The sequence below is a fragment of the Sinorhizobium saheli genome, from assembly GCF_001651875.1.
GTDB lineage: Bacteria > Pseudomonadota > Alphaproteobacteria > Rhizobiales > Rhizobiaceae > Sinorhizobium > Sinorhizobium saheli.
The window spans coordinates 18292-33082 of record NZ_LNQB01000089.1; the positions used below are offsets into that span (position 1 = coordinate 18292).

A 14791-nucleotide genomic window follows, 5' to 3' on the forward strand; every position below is an offset into this window, starting at 1 on the left:
CGGTCAGCTAAAGGACTTCCCGCAGGCGCAGTTCTTGCTCGCGTTGGGATTGTCGAAGATGAATCCGGGTGAATTCACATCCATTGTGAAATCGACTGTCATGCCGCCGACGTGAGGTTGAGAGTCTGAGTCTACGAATACTTTCACCCCTCCCGCCTCAATGACAGCATCGCCGTTTCGTGACTCGCTTTCCAAGCCCAGGTGGTATTTGAAACCAGAGCAGCCGCCCGCTTGCACTTTGATGCGTAATCCAGTCGCCGGCTCGGGAGCCTTTGAAAGCGCAAACTTTATTGCGGCAATGGCACTGTCGGTGAGCGTTATCATGGACCTTTCCCCTGGTTCCGAGTTGCGCTTGCGAAAAGCGATGCACCTGGCGTGCCAACAGAAAAACCGTTCCAAAACAACACCCCATCCAAACACAGAGGTGTCGCATGTGTGACACCGTCAGAATGCCGACATTGCCGAGTTGATCACACAGAGCTCGTGTGAGGTTTTGCCGGGGCTGGGCAAAGGGGGTTATTCTCTCTTTTATTCATCGGCGACACGGTGGCAGTCGGCTCGGGCTTGCTCCTGCTAGCGACTCCGGCGTTTCTCCAACTTATCTCCCGGGCCAGTTCATGGGAGTGTCGTTGCGGACTCGGACTAGATATCGAGCGACAGTCGACCTTTGGGCCGACAAATGATGCGGTCAGCCCAACCGCCCAGGTCGGATCCGCCGGGTCAATGGGAGAATGTCGCTCCCGTTGGCATGTTTATTGCCAACCAGTCGATGAAAGCAGCGGGTAGCGGGTGCAATTTCCTTGTCTCTTATGTCGTCTGTGAAAAAAGGTCTCGTCAACCGGCTCCGCTCGGCGTGGCGGTGGGCCTTTCGAGCGGCCGCGTTCGGATTGTGTCTTCTTGCCTCTGCAACGATGGGGCAAGACAATCTGCTGGATGAGGCGAGATCGCTATTCAGCGCCACAAGGAACCGGCGGCTCTAGACTGCAATCCGGCGACACCCGAGAAGCTCGAGCCTGGCAAGATGCTGTATTTCGAACGGCGACTTTCGAAAACCATAACAGATTGGGCGCCGCGACGCAGACGGGCGACCCACCTTGGAGGCTATAGCGGGCAGCGCGTCGGACGAAACGCGCTGAACTCCTGGTACTGTTCAGCCGCGGGGATCATGAGAGAGTGCGATGGTTTAGTGCCGACGGCAGCTGCGGGACCAACGTCAGCGCTCGGGCTCCACGACATCAGGCTGGAAAGGTCACACAGAAGCATCAAAATCCTGTTGGGGACCGCTCAAGAGACGGGAGCGGTCCTCAAGGTTTCAAGAATGTTCTGCGGAGAAGAGACCTCATAGGGATCAGACTCGCAGTTGTCCGAGAGACCTTCCTCTTCGAACCATTTCTCCACCACGCCATCGTTGACCACGGCAGCGTAGCGCCAAGAGCGCATCCCGAAGCCAAGATTATCCTTTGCGACCAGCATACCCATTTTGCGAGTGAATTCGCCGGAACCATCCGGAATGAGGTTGACCTTTTCTACGCCCAAGGCCTTACCCCACGCGTTCATGGCAAAGGCATCATTGACTGATAGGCAGTAGACCGACTCGATCCCCGCATCTCGGAACTCGTCATATAGCTTCTCGAAATCGGGCAATTGCCGAGTTGAGCAAGTCGGGGTGAACGCACCGGGAAGCGAAAACAGAACGACGCGCTTGCCGCTGAAGTAATCCTCGGTTGTTCTGACTTCCCACCGGTAGGGATTTGGTCCCTTCAGGGTCTCGTCGCGAACGCGCGTATGAAAGGCAACGAAGGGAATTCTTTTTTTCATTGGCATCAGCATTTCTCCTTTTATGGTGCATCAGCATCCTTCGGAAAAGAACCGACGCATTCGCCGTGATTGGCAGCTTGGCGGCTACCGACGAGCAAACAGCAAGCGCCGTGCCACTTGCCATCCAAACTGCAGCAGCACTGCTTTGTGGCCCGCATGGCCATGTTCGTGTGCGAGTATTGGCTAGTGGCCACAAACTCCAGCAGGCGCCTTTCGAGGCCCAGCTCGTCGGCGTGATGGGCCGGCAGGTGCTGGCGCGTACTATCGCCTGCGAGGCCGATTTGCCGGGTCACGGTTCGGCGTTTCCTGTTGAGTATCCGGCCGCTACTCTTGGCAGAGAACCGACATCTCATGTCGTCCTTGTCGTCCTCCTGACACGGCCGCATCCCCCCGAGCTCCTGCCAGACTCTCGTTTAGTCCTTGAATAGCAACCACAAAGTTATCTCTTCGGCTCGGCAGATTCGATTGGCACGAGACTTGAAATGTCCCCGACACGACGCGGCCAGAATTGCCTTGCGGCAAGCACCACGCGGGCGCTCGGTGTGTGGAACGAAGAGGGAAGGAAGCAACGTTGTCAAATCTAGCTCAAGTCCGCGCTTTGTCGAAAGGGAGAACAGTCCTTGGAGCCAGAATGTCCGATCGGCCCGGTTGGCGACAATTGTCCGAACTTCTGGCCCCCGGACCTTGGCCGCCCGTAGATCTTAAAATGGATTTCGATCAATACGTGCTCGCTTGTGTCCTTTCGCGTGCGCTTGAGGAGATCGATGCCGGCGAGGCAACTGCGACAGAGGCAACGGGGCTTTCGCAAGTCGAGCTTCGAGACATCCTCAACCGCAGTTTTCCCGCACCAACGATTCACGCTTTCTGCCTGGAAGATGTCAGGGATGTGGAGCCCGGCATAGAGGAGGAGCTTCTGCGCGGTCTGCTGCTCGCGCATGCTCGACCGGGCGCTTCGGCGAGCGTACGTTTCGCCAAGATCATAGCCCGCCGTGCTTTACGCCACGACCATCTCTGGAGAGAGCTCGGCCTTTTCGATCGGGTCGAACTCAGCCGATTGCTCTCAACCCATTTCCCAGCGCTTGCAGCCGGCAATACCGACAACATGAGGTGGAAGAGGTACTTTTACCGCAAGCTCTGTGAGGCTGAGGGATTTTCGCTGTGCACGGCGGCCGCTTGCCAAGAATGCAAGGAAATGGAGAACTGCTTTGCCCCTGAGGAAGGCAAAAGTGTTCGCGTGGAGCCCTAGTAGGAGCCAACCTAGGTCGCCGCCTATGCCAACTGTAGACCGCTGCGCTTCGCCGATTCAGCATGCCCGGTTTACGACACATGCATGCACCCGTGGAGGCTATCATGTCGATCGCAGAACATTACGCGGAGATCCGCGGCAAGACACCCCTTTATCGCCATCTCTATGTCCAGGTGCTGGCAGCGATCGCCGCAGGTATCCTGCTCGGGCATTTCTATCCGGATATCGGCACCGAGCTCAAACCGCTCGGCGACGCCTTCATCAAGCTCGTGAAGATGATCATCGCGCCGGTGATCTTCCTGACGGTCGCGACCGGCATTGCCGGCATGACCGATCTCGCGAAGGTCGGCCGCGTCGCCGGCAAGACAATGCTCTACTTTCTAACCTTCTCCACTCTCGCGCTCGTCATCGGCCTAATGGTCGCGAATGTGGTGCAGCCGGGCGCCGGCATGCATATCGATCCGGCCTCGCTCGATATGAAAGCGGTCACCACCTATGCCGAGAAGGCGCACGAGCAGTCGGTCACCGGCTTCCTCATGAGCATCATTCCGACGACGTTGGTCAGTGCTTTCGCCGAGGGCGACATCCTGCAGGTGCTGTTCATCTCGGTCCTCTTCGGCATTTCGCTCGCCATGGTCGGCAACAAGGCCGAACTGCTCGTCGATTTCCTACAGGCGCTGACGCTGCCGATCTTCCGGCTGGTCGCCATCCTGATGAAAGCCGCGCCGATCGGCGCCTTCGGCGCCATGGCCTTCACCATCGGCAAGTATGGCATCGCCTCGATTGCCAACCTCGCCATGCTGATCGGCACCTTCTACCTGACGTCGTTCCTGTTCGTCTTCGTCGTGCTTGGCGCGGTCGCGCGCTACAACGGCTTCTCCATTCTCTCGCTCATCCGCTACATCAAGGAAGAGCTGCTGCTGGTGCTCGCCACTTCGTCCTCGGAAGCAGCACTCCCAGCCCTCATGAACAAGATGGAAAAGGCGGGCTGCAGGCGCTCCGTCGTCGGACTCGTCATTCCGACGGGCTATTCCTTCAACCTCGACGGTACCAACATCTACATGACGCTTGCGGCGCTCTTCATCGCCCAGGCAACGGACACGCCGCTCTCTATCGCCGACCAAGTCCTGCTCCTGCTCGTCGCCATGCTGAGCTCGAAGGGGGCCGCCGGAATCACCGGCGCCGGCTTCATCACGCTTGCCGCGACGCTCTCGGTCGTTCCCTCCGTGCCGGTCGCCGGCATGGCGCTGATCCTCGGCATCGACCGCTTCATGTCGGAATGCCGGGCTCTGACCAACTTGATCGGCAATGCGGTCGCGACCGTGGTGGTGGCGAAATGGGAAGGCGAGCTTGCCCGGGCGCAGCTTGCAGCCGCCCTTGCAGGCAAGGCGCCGGTCCAGACCATGCCGGCGGTTGTCAAGCCAGCGGAGTAATGCCCTTGAACCCGGACGATAAGTGTTTTTTGGCGCGAACTATTTCGCAGATCGCGCCCACTTTCTTGCGGCGCGACCAAGGGCTGCCTGTCTGTGCAGCAGGTATTTACCATTCCCGCATTCTTGATCGTCGCCCAAGGGGCAAAGAGCGATTTCTGACGGAAAGCTCCCGATCGGTTCCGCTCAGATCCTCGACGGCCCACGCAGTTGATGAGTGATTGACAGAGGGGACAAAGCGCGTGAAGACCAACACCATTCCAGATCATGTACCGCGCGAACTGGTGCGGGACTTCAGTCTTTTCAGTTCACCTGGAATGGCGCCGACGCCTAACGGCGATCCGCACGCTGCCGTGGCTTGTGTTCATGACGGCCCACCGATCTTTTACTCTCCGTCCAACACGCGTGATGGGCGAGGTACCTGGGTCATAACACGCGCGAGAGACCAGCGCCGTGTGCTGCAGGATACAAGGACCTTTTCCAGCCATCGCAGCATCTTCGCCTCCGCACTGGGCGAACATTGGCCGGTCATCCCGCTCGAACTGGATCCACCGACCCATGGTGTGTTTCGTGCACTGCTAGATCCTCTGTTCTCATCCAAGCGGGTGATTGCACTCGAGCCGACTATCCGCGAGAGAGCGCGCGCGCTGATCGACCGCATAGCGAGAGAGAGAACCAGCTGTGACGTCATGAGGGATTTTGCCTTGCCCTTCACGGTCAGCGTCTTCCTTAGCTTCCTGGGGCTTTCGCAGAGGAGATCCGAAGTATTTGTTGGCTGGGTAAGCGATTTACTCCACGGTAACTCAGACAAGCGAACGGCAGCGGCCCGGTCGATCGTGGGCTTCATTGACGAACTTGCAGCCAGGCGCCGCAGGACACCAGCTTTCGATTTCATGACTTTTGTCGTGCAGGCGGAGATTGATGGCCGCTCCTTATCAGAAGAGGAAGTCCGCGGCATCGGTGTGCTTTTCTTGGTCGCGGGACTCGACACGGTCGCGGCCGCCATAGGCTTTGACATGGCCTATCTCGCACGCAATCCAAAGGACCAGGAGTTGTTGCGGAACGAACCGAATCGGGTCATGCTCGCCGTTGAAGAATTGCTGCGCGCCTATTCCACCGTTCAGATGGTCCGCGAGGCCACGAAGGATATCGTGTTCGAAGGCGTGCCGATCCGTAAGGGTGATTATGTTTCCTGCGCCACTATGATTGCCAATCGTGATCCATCGGAATTCGAGCGCCCTGAGACTATCGATCTGGCACGACAGGGTAACCACCACACCGCCTTTGGCTATGGTCCACACCTTTGCCTCGGAGCGCACCTTGCACGGCGAGAAATTGTCGTTGGCCTACGCGAATGGTTGGCACGCATCCCAGCTTTCCGCATCAAAGAAGGTACGGCGCCGATTACCCATGGCGGTCATGTATTCGGGATTAAGGATCTTATTCTGACTTGGGCCTGATCGGGGCCCGGCCTGTACGCAGAAGCGCATGACCCAAAACGCTTCATCGCTCAACGACTTCCTCAACAAGCAGCGGCTTTAAGGGTCTTACGACAACTGTCGCCTTTGTCGGCCTGACGACACAGGCTTGTTTGAGACCGTTTTTCGTATATCGCGGCTAAGTAGCTGAAAATGAAACTATAAATGCATTCTTGGGGCGGTCAGCCAGATTGGAATGAACTTTGAACGTCCTCTATTGAGCGGCGGCGTCTGGTTGCTGGTGAGCTCCTGGGAACACGCTTCATAGAATTTTCAGAACCTGTATTGAGCCGATGCATCAACCAACCATAACCCAACTCTTCGACCGGGAAGCAATCCGCGACTGTCTCCATCGTTACTGTCGAGGGATCGACCGGGCAGACGAGGCCGCTTTGCGCAGCTGTTATTGGCCCGATGCAACTGACAATCACGGAAGTTACTCCGGCTCTGCCGGGGGGTTCATTCAGCTTGCGCTTAGTGTCTTCAAAACCCAGCCGCGCAACATCCACCAGCTTGCCAACATAATGATCGAGTTCCTGGGACCGGCAGAGGCCGCCGTCGAGAGTTATTTCACCGCGCTGCAGCGCGGACCCGACGAGGCAGGCGAGATGAGGCAGATGCTCCTCTGCGGACGCTACTGTGATCTGTTTCAGAAAAGGGAAGNAGGGCGGGTCATCATCGTGACAGGTGCCGCAGGGGGTATCGGCCGCGCGCTGGTCGATATTTTTGCCACGAATGGAGATGTTGTCGTCGCGGTGGACCTTCCGGACAGCGGTGTGATTGAACTGGGCCGTCATCTTGGCCAGCCCCATCTCTGCCTTGAGTTCGACGTGTCGCGACAGGACGATGTCCTCGCATTCTGTACGCTTCTGGAAAACCGATTCTCGCAGATTGGAGTGCTCGTCAATAATGCGGGGATAGGGCCGACGATGGCTGCGACCGTCGATACTCCCATCAAAGATTTTCAACGCGCGCTAGCGGTAAATCTCATCGGTCCGTACTCGGTGGCGTGCGAAATCGCCAAGTTGATGAAACCCGGCGCAGCAATCGTCAACGTCGCTTCGCTTGCTGGCCTCCTCGGCAACCCGAAGCGCAATGGCTACGCCGCTTCGAAAGCTGCGCTGATCTCAATCACGAAAACGCTGGCGTGCGCATGGGCTTCGCGCGGCATCCGCGTGACGGCAGTAGCCCCCGGTTACGTGCGTACGCCAATGGTCGCGGAACTAGAAACAGCTGGCAAGTTGGACGTTAGGGCAATAAGGCGCCGCGTACCGATAGGCCGACTGGCTCGTCCCGACGAGATCGCGCGAGCCGTGCACTTCCTCGCCAGTGAGCAGGCACGTTACATCACCGGATCGGCGCTTGTAGTCGATGGTGGCTGGATGTCATTCAACCAGCCAGGTGAAGCCCACCCGGCTCAGGGTAGGACGCCCGGAGCAGAACTCTTACGCCCGATCGAGGACACCGATGCGCGAACGGTGGTCGTCATGGACGGTGCTAAAGGCATAGGTGCGGCCATCGCTCGCCGCTTTGCCGCGAGCGGCGATACGGTTGTGATCGCTGACGGAGACGGTTGTGCAGCGGTAAAGCTCGCTAATTTGCTCGGCGACAAGCACCTGTCAAAACGCGTGGACAGGACAGTCGAGAGCGAGGTCGTCGCGCTCTTCGAAGAATTGCGGAAGCGCTTCGGCCACATCGACGTCTTCGTCAACGGCCTTGGCGTGAATGGCACATTCGTCCCCGATATTGAGCAGGCGACGGCAGTGCTCAAAAACACTCTGGGTATAAATCTTACTGGCGCCTTCACATGCGTGCGCGAGGCCGCGATATCGATGCGACGTGGTAGTGTAATCCTGAATCTCACGTCGAGTTGCAGACTCTTACCTCTCTCGATGAAGCATGCTTACGCCGCGTACAACGCCGGCCTAGATATGCTTACCCGGTGCATGGCGGCCGAATTCGGGCCGCTTGGGATCCGCACAGCCACAGTCGCGCCAGGTCACATCCGCGCGTTTGGCGACATCCAGTGCGAAACGGCTACCGGCACAGGCCCGAGATCGCTCCGACAGGAGATCCCTTTGGGCAGGTTTGGGGAACCGGAGGAAGTCGCCGAAGCCGTCTACTTTCTGGCATCGTCTGATGCCTCCTACATCAACGGCTCGATCCTGCACGTGGACGGAGGCTGGGCCTCGTCCGGAGACGCGGGGAACTGAGAATTCCCACGTGTTGGCTGTGAGCTCTGAGCACAGTGAGACCCCTTCGACAGAGTCGCTTCATCGATCATGGGAGCGTGCTCGTGAATCGAGGCCGTTCCAGGCACGCCTACATGCCCGCACTGACCGCCCGATCATCACGAGCTGTGTGATCCCTTCCGCAAACAAGGAGACACCATGGAGTTCGCAACTTTCATTCTGGCTGCCCAGCGAGGCTATCATCAATCTTCCGATAGCGTCATCCGCAACTCAGTAGAGCAGGCCGTTCTTTCGGAGCAGGCTGGCTTCCGCACAGCTTGGTTCGCCGAGCACCACTTCAACAACTACAGCCTCGTCCCGTCGCCCCTGCTGATGGTCGCCCACTGTGCCGGATTGACGAGCACCATACGCCTCGGCACCGCGGTCTGCGTGCTGCCACTCTATCAACCGCAGCGCCTGCTAGGGGAAATCGGCTTTGTCGATATCGTTGCGAACGGCCGACTCGAGCTCGGCGTTGGTTCGGGATACCAGCAGTTTGAATTCGACCGTTTCGGCGTCAATGTAGATGAGGCGCCCGCCGTCTTTTCGGAATACCTCGACATCTTGCTCAAGGGTCTCAAGCAAAACGTCTTTTCCCACAATGGTCACTACACGCAGATGCCTGCGACGGCGATTTCGGTGCGCACCCTTCAAAAGCCGAGCCCGCCGATCTGGATTGCCACCGGGTCCTCCAAAACAATGCGCCGAGCCTATCGTGAGGGACACAACCTTTTCGTTACGGCCCTCCATGAGGGCTTGGAAACTTTGGGCCTGCTGCGAGACATCATCCAGACCGCCGCTGCATCCGAGGGCAAGAAGGTCCGTGACGCCAAGCTGTCGCTTTTGCGCTGCTGCTATGCCAGCGATGATGGCGCGGAAATCAACCGCTATCTCGATAACGCCCGCTTTCAGCGCCGGCTGTCCGAGGCCCTGCATCAGCGTCGGCAACAGAGCAAGGACGGCTACATGTTGGAGGCGGTGCCGACGCATCAGGACCTGTCGTTCGATACTATGCGCAAGAACCTGCCCATCGGGAACATAAATCGCGTGATTGATCGACTTCTGGAGGAGATCGGAGTCTTGAAGCCGGACCAGATTGCAATTCAGACGCAGTTGGGGGATTTGAACCAAAGCACGATGCTGCGCCAGATAGAGCTCTGGGGAGACAGGATCATCCCAGCAGTCCAGAAATCTCTCGGGCAGCCGGACACTACCTAACTTTCTAGTCTAGTTTCCGTCCATAAACACGTATATTTTATAGCGTTTGCAAGCACTTGTCTCGGGTTGGCGTCCTCTTGGAGGGCGTGGATGGGGTGCAGGGTGCGGGGTTTCGTCAGGGCGGAGTTGCTGGAGTAATTGCGCGCACGGCGCTGGGCCGACGCAAGGCCGGCTGAGCTGCAATACGGGTCGGCATCAGGTCGATTTGAGGCGCGTGAGGAGGACGAGGTTGTAGGCCACGACCGAGGACCAGACATAACTCTTGAAGTGATCAAGGCCGCGCCAGGTGCAGCGCGCCAAGCCGTAGGCGCGCTTTAGGCAGGAGATGCCGGCCTCGATGCCAGCGCGGAAGTTGCGCAGCTTGCGATAGACCCAGTTGCTTTTGACCATGTCCTCGATCCGCAGGCCGGCCTTTTTGTGGAAGGCCATATCGTGAACGCCCCAAGTCTTCGCTGCGACCAAGTTGTTGCGCGTGGCAAAGCCACCATCGGCCGCCGCCTGCCGTGGCGCGTTGCCATAGAAGGCGATGTGGCGTTTCAGCATCGGCAGCAAGCGATCGCTGTCGGCCGGATTGCCAGCCTCCACCACCAGATCGAGGATCATGCCGCTCCTGCCGGCGGTCAGATTGAGCTTGTGGCCGTATTCGACGTCACGACTGCCTTTGACGATGATATCGGCATGGGATTCGAACAGGCTGACCAGCTTCTCACCCGCCGGCACCGTTTCGCCGGTCAGGACGCGCCGCTCGCTCTGGGTGATGACGCGTTCGATCAGCGGCCGATAGTGACGGGCCTCGATCTGCCACGGTGCGATACGGGGATTGGTCGCGACAGCCAGGCTCTCGCTCGCCTGGTCCAGATAGGCCAAAGTCGTGCGGGCGATTGCGATCAGCTCACGGTAGAGTTGGACACGGTTGGGCCGACCGCGTGTGAACTGAATCTTGCGGGCCCGCTTCTTGGCCGCGCGGCAATGGTCTCGCCATGCCAGACCACCGACCAGGGTGTCTGCCCGCTTCAACAGGCGCACCATGACCCGCACAGCATCCCACAGCAGGCTGCTGTCGCTCGGTTCATGGATCGGTGCTGCGGTGACGGTGCTATCCAATCGCACGACACTACCATCCTCCAGCCTCGCCTGCCGAGCGCTCAGCAGCAGTGCCCGGTTGATCTCTTCCCAGGTCTCTGGTCGGATTGCACTGATCGTCTTCTGCAGCACCGACTTCTGCGGGCACCATGACCACGGCAGTCGCGCAAAAGCGCGAAACGAGGCGGAGTCCTCCAGATGGAAGCCGGTATTGCTTCAGCAGCGCGCAGCGCAAGACCGCCTCAGCAGGCAGGCCTTGGCGTCCAGTTGCCTTGACGCTGTGTCGACACAGGTCTCGCGCCACCAAGCCAACCAGATCCCGATGCTCGTCCAGCCAGTCCGACATCGCCTTCAGTTCGCAGCCGATCTCGTGCGAGGCGAAAAGATCGAATATGCTGGCTTGGACGGTGCGTTCTTGGCGCATTGTCGGCTCCGGCGGTGGCAGGACTTGGAATCAGTGGCATGATCCAGGATACCTGAAACCGCCGGGCCTTGCCCGCAAAACTGCGATTCATCGAACAAAATCAATCGCTTGTTGTTTATGGATGGAAACTAGTCTAGTACTACAGTTGCGTATTACTTCGCATTTTTCTGTGTGCGATTGCCGCTTTGAATTGGTGCTGTCGGCGCCATCGGGACCATTGGAAGATGAACGCGACTGACATGACGTGGCGCGGCATGAGCCGAGCGAATAGATGCAGTATTTCGGGCGTCGTGTAGGCTCGCCAAGTTTTCGGCATCATGCGGCCGCGACTTGAGCGGCTGGACTCCTTTCGTTCTGTTTTCCAAAGGCCTCACGGCGCTGCTGGGCCGTGATCCTTGCAAGGAATGCAGCGGCGGCCATGACCAGACTCATATGGCGGTGCCAACCATGCGAGGATCTCGCTTCGCAATGATCGAGACCAAGATCGTCTTTAGCACGTAGGAAACATTCCTCGATCGTCCATCGTAGTCCAGCGGCAGCAGCCAAGTCCGCCAGCGTCGCTTGGGTTGGTGCGTAGGCGAAGTAGTAGGCGATCGCATCTGGATCTCGCAGGCTCCGGCGAGCTAGCAACCATCGGGTGAAGCCCTCTTCAGTTTCCCAATTGAGGGGTAGGCGCACCCAATCGTAAAGGCGCGGTCCCTTGGCACCTTCGCCAGCCGAAAGCGGCTGCCAGGTCTGCCCTTCAAGATCACTGACGAGTGTGGCCGGATCGGTTTCAACGAACTGCCATTCTTCCAGAAAGCGCAAGACGTGGTTGGAACGGATAGCCAGCACATAAGCCTGCCCCCGCTTCTCCAGCATCCGCCTGAACTTATAATCCGATCCGTACACTGCATCCGCCAGCACGAACGCGCACGGAATGCCTTCATCGAGAATTCGCGAGACCATCTCGCGCGCCATCGCCGGCTTGGTAGCAAAAGCCACTTCCTCCGGCACACAGGCCTTTACGCGCCGAGCCTGGCTCTCCGCCCATCCCTTGGGCAGATAGAGCCGTCGGTCGATGAGAGCATGGCCGAAGCGGCTTGCATAGGCGGCAAACACGCCCACCTGGCAGTTCTCTACACGTCCGGCCGTGCCGGAATATTGCCGCGTGACGCCGACAGAATGCTCCCCCTTCTTCACAAAACCGGTCTCGTCCACCACAAGCACACCGTCGGCGTCGCCAAGTGCGTCGGCCACATACCGGCGAACCCGATCGCAAAGCGCGTCCGCCGACCAGGACGAACGCCCGAGAAGCGACTGCAGTCGATACGGGCGGTCAAGGCCAGCCTCTTCTGCCAGCATCCAACCCGTCTTGCGCTCCGCTCGCGACAGAACGCCATCGATAAAAGTGCTCGCCGATGCCCTCTGTTCTACACGCTTGAACGCCGGCGCAAGAAACTGCTTCATATCTGCCAGGGCATGCCGCCAATCGAGACCCGTACCTACCCAATCCGATACCGCCATGAATTGATCATCCCATCATCGCCTAAACGACCATTAGGAATCACAATTCGCCTAAATACGCAACTGTAGCACTAGGCCGCAAACTCATAAACGGGGTTTTCTAACCGGACGGGTGATGATTCAATGAGGCCTTGATTTGGAGGCCTATGCGTGACCCGCCGTCGTTTCGACCTGACCGATTTCGAGTGGGCGATTATTCAGCCCTTGTTGCCGAACAAGGTTCGCGGCGTGCCGCGGGTCGATGACCGGCGGGTGATCAACGGCATTTTGTGGTGGTTCCGCACAGGCTCGCCTTGGGCAGACGTGCCGGAGCGATATGGGTGCGGGTTTCGGAGAAGTCCGGATAGGGTTTCCGGTAATCTCCGGACACGCCGAGGACCAACCTGGTCAAACTGTCCGGACTTTAGTGAAACCGCTGTGCGGGATTTAGCGGAATCAATGTCCACCTTTTGCGAAGCGCGCACCTGACCTTCCAGGGTGGCGCGGCATGGCGAAAGCGGCTGCTGGACGAGATCGGCGACCAGGGGCCGGTGACCGCCCTGATCGAGCGACGTTCCGACGAGGAGCTGCAAGCGCTGATGGTCAATCTCGGAGGACATGATCTGCCGAGCCTGCTCGAAGCCTTTGAGCGAGCTTCGCAGCACGACTGTCCGGTCTGCTTCATCTGCTACACGATCAAGGGATATGGCTTGCCGCTGGCAGGCCACAAGGATAACCACGCCGGGCAGATGACCGCCACCCAGATGGAAAGCTTCCGCCAGCGGATGGGTGTGCAGCCTGGACAAGAATGGGAAAAATGGGCGGCGGCCACGATGCCGGCCGGTGAGCTCGAATCCTTCGTCGCTCGTGCTCCCTTCTTCAGGGAAGGCCGCCGCAGGCTCTTAGCGCCGGCGGTTCCCGTTCCCCTTACACTGCCTTCGCCTAGTCAGCCAGGTAAGCTGATGTCGACCCAAATGGGCTTTGGCCAGATTCTTAACGATATCGCGCGTGGTGACACGCCGCTTGCCGAGCGCATTGTCACGACCTCGCCGGACGTAACCGTGTCGACCAACCTCGGCCCCTGGGTCAACCGGCGCGGGCTCTTTGCCCGTGAAAGCATGGCCGACATCTTCAAGGCTGAACGGATTCCGTCAACCTACAGCTGGGATTTCGGACCGCAGGGCCAGCATCTCGAATTGGGCATAGCTGAATCCAACTTGATGATCATGCTCGGGCACTGAGTCTTTCGCATTCGATCAACGGCGCTCGGATCCTTGTAGGGCGACAATCTGGGGTTCTTCCGCAATTTTGGTGCAGGCAGCGGGATTCACGCCGAATGCGAACAAGTCCATAAAGTGGGAATCGCAGTCAATGCAGTGATTTGCCCGTGCAGGATTTCTTTCGCCCGCTGATTTCTTCCGAGCTTTCCATAGTCCAGATTCTTCCGCGGGCCGATCGCGTTGTGCTTGTAGCGCGCCCGACGGCAAAAGAAACTTGCTGCCCCTGTTGTGGCTTTCGAACGGCGCGTGTCCATAGCCATTACCAGCGTCGGCTGGCGGATCTGCCGTGGCATGGGCGTGTGGTGGAGGTTCAGCTGCAGGCTCGCCGTTTGCGATGCGTCAATCCAGGCTGTTCGCGCCAGATCTTCACAGAGAGATTGCCACAGACTGTGCTCCCGAAAGCGCGTCGCACGACGCGCTTATACGAGCACCACCTTGCGATCAGCTTTGCCACGGGTGGAGAACCTGGCTCGCGCCTGTCGAGAAAGCTGGGCATGCCGGTCAGCGGCGACACCCTACTGCGAATGGTGCGGATGGCTGCGTGCGAGCCCATATCGGCACCGCGCGTGGTGGGAGTTGATGATTGGGCATGGCGCAAGGGGCAAGGCTACGGAACGATTATCTGCGATCTGGAGCGCAACCGTGTCCTTGACCTGCTGCCGGATCGCAACGCCGACACGCTCGCATCTTGGCTGGGCCGCTACCCCGGTATCGAGGTCATCGCACGCGACCGCCGGCGTCTACGCCGAAGGCGCTCGTCGCGGCGCGCCTAACGCAGTTCAGGTCGCTGACCGCTTCCATCTTCTGCAGAATCTCGGCCAGGCCTTGCGGCTCGTGGTCGACCGCAATCGTGTGTCCTTCAACGCCGCCGGAAGGGCGATGTTTGCCGAGCCTGTTAGTCACGATGGCGCCGAAAAGGCCGCCACCAGTGCGCCAACCGGGCTGGAACGATTGCGGCAGGATCGAAGAGATCAACGTCACGAGGGTCATGAGGAAATCCGCCGCCTACATCGGACCGGCATGTCGCCGCGGCAAATAGCGCCGCGTCTGGGGCTCAACGTTAGAACCGTCGAGCGTTGGCTTGCCGCGGCCGGGGAG

The 14791-nt window shown here is 59.0% G+C and carries 11 protein-coding genes and 3 pseudogenes; 9 read left to right on the forward strand and 5 right to left on the reverse strand.

Annotation, left to right across the window (positions count from 1 at the left end; genetic code table 11):
* Positions 1–3: 3 nt before the first annotated feature.
* Both ATB98_RS22650 and ATB98_RS22655 read right to left on the reverse strand, forming a co-directional pair.
* On the reverse strand, positions 4–324 hold the full coding sequence (locus ATB98_RS22650; RefSeq protein WP_066877733.1) for an iron-sulfur cluster assembly accessory protein: 321 nt from the start codon (positions 322–324) through the stop codon (positions 4–6).
* Positions 325–1284: 960 nt separating this feature from the next.
* The gene (locus ATB98_RS22655) at positions 1285–1824 is read right to left on the reverse strand and encodes a peroxiredoxin (protein ID WP_066877884.1); all 540 of its coding nucleotides are present in this window, start codon (positions 1822–1824) and stop codon (positions 1285–1287) included.
* Positions 1825–2389: 565 nt separating this feature from the next.
* On the opposite strand from ATB98_RS22655, the gene ATB98_RS22665 reads away from it, so the two are divergent.
* The 6 genes from ATB98_RS22665 to ATB98_RS22685 all read left to right on the forward strand — a co-directional run bounded on the left by ATB98_RS22665 (position 2390) and on the right by ATB98_RS22685 (position 9421).
* Positions 2390–3064 (forward strand): nitrogen fixation protein NifQ, encoded by a 675-nt coding sequence (locus ATB98_RS22665; RefSeq protein WP_066877736.1) that lies wholly within the window; start codon positions 2390–2392, stop codon positions 3062–3064.
* Positions 3065–3168: 104 nt separating this feature from the next.
* Positions 3169–4497 (forward strand): dicarboxylate/amino acid:cation symporter, encoded by a 1329-nt coding sequence (locus ATB98_RS22670; protein ID WP_192934017.1) that lies wholly within the window; start codon positions 3169–3171, stop codon positions 4495–4497.
* Between the two features lie 239 nt (positions 4498–4736).
* Positions 4737–5954: a cytochrome P450 gene (locus ATB98_RS22675; protein WP_167354107.1), complete on the forward strand. Its 1218-nt coding sequence runs from the start codon at positions 4737–4739 to the stop codon at positions 5952–5954.
* Between the two features lie 311 nt (positions 5955–6265).
* Positions 6266–6635: nuclear transport factor 2 family protein (locus tag ATB98_RS30150; RefSeq protein WP_174551914.1), on the forward strand; the 370-nt coding region annotated here is incomplete at its 3' end.
* A gap of 17 nt (positions 6636–6652) precedes the next feature.
* Entirely contained in the window at positions 6653–8185 is a 1533-nt protein-coding gene (locus ATB98_RS29800) for an SDR family oxidoreductase (RefSeq protein WP_456114851.1), read from the forward strand.
* A gap of 177 nt (positions 8186–8362) precedes the next feature.
* On the forward strand, positions 8363–9421 hold the full coding sequence (locus ATB98_RS22685) for an LLM class flavin-dependent oxidoreductase (protein WP_066877740.1): 1059 nt from the start codon (positions 8363–8365) through the stop codon (positions 9419–9421).
* Between the two features lie 195 nt (positions 9422–9616).
* On the opposite strand, the pseudogene ATB98_RS22690 reads toward ATB98_RS22685, so the two are convergent.
* Both ATB98_RS22690 and ATB98_RS22695 read right to left on the reverse strand, forming a co-directional pair.
* Positions 9617–10928 (reverse strand): annotated as a pseudogene (locus ATB98_RS22690) (ISNCY family transposase).
* Positions 10929–11243: 315 nt separating this feature from the next.
* The gene (locus ATB98_RS22695; protein ID WP_066877741.1) at positions 11244–12434 is read right to left on the reverse strand and encodes an IS701 family transposase; all 1191 of its coding nucleotides are present in this window, start codon (positions 12432–12434) and stop codon (positions 11244–11246) included.
* Positions 12435–12584: 150 nt separating this feature from the next.
* Here ATB98_RS22695 and ATB98_RS28215 point away from each other — a divergent pair.
* The 3 genes and pseudogenes from ATB98_RS28215 to ATB98_RS29160 form a co-directional block, all read left to right on the forward strand.
* Positions 12585–12755, forward strand: a pseudogene (locus ATB98_RS28215) (transposase); the annotation flags it as partial.
* 143 nt (positions 12756–12898) lie between these two features.
* Positions 12899–13689 (forward strand): annotated as a pseudogene (locus ATB98_RS22700) (transketolase); the annotation flags it as partial.
* Between the two features lie 186 nt (positions 13690–13875).
* Positions 13876–14466 (forward strand): ISL3 family transposase, encoded by a 591-nt coding sequence (locus ATB98_RS29160; RefSeq protein WP_234782002.1) that lies wholly within the window; start codon positions 13876–13878, stop codon positions 14464–14466.
* Here ATB98_RS29160 and ATB98_RS29165 read toward each other — a convergent pair.
* A complete protein-coding gene (locus ATB98_RS29165; RefSeq protein WP_066877745.1) occupies positions 14411–14683 on the reverse strand; it encodes a hypothetical protein in 273 nt (90 codons plus the stop codon). The genes ATB98_RS29160 and ATB98_RS29165 overlap by 56 nt on opposite strands.
* Between the last annotated feature and the right edge of the window lie 108 nt (positions 14684–14791).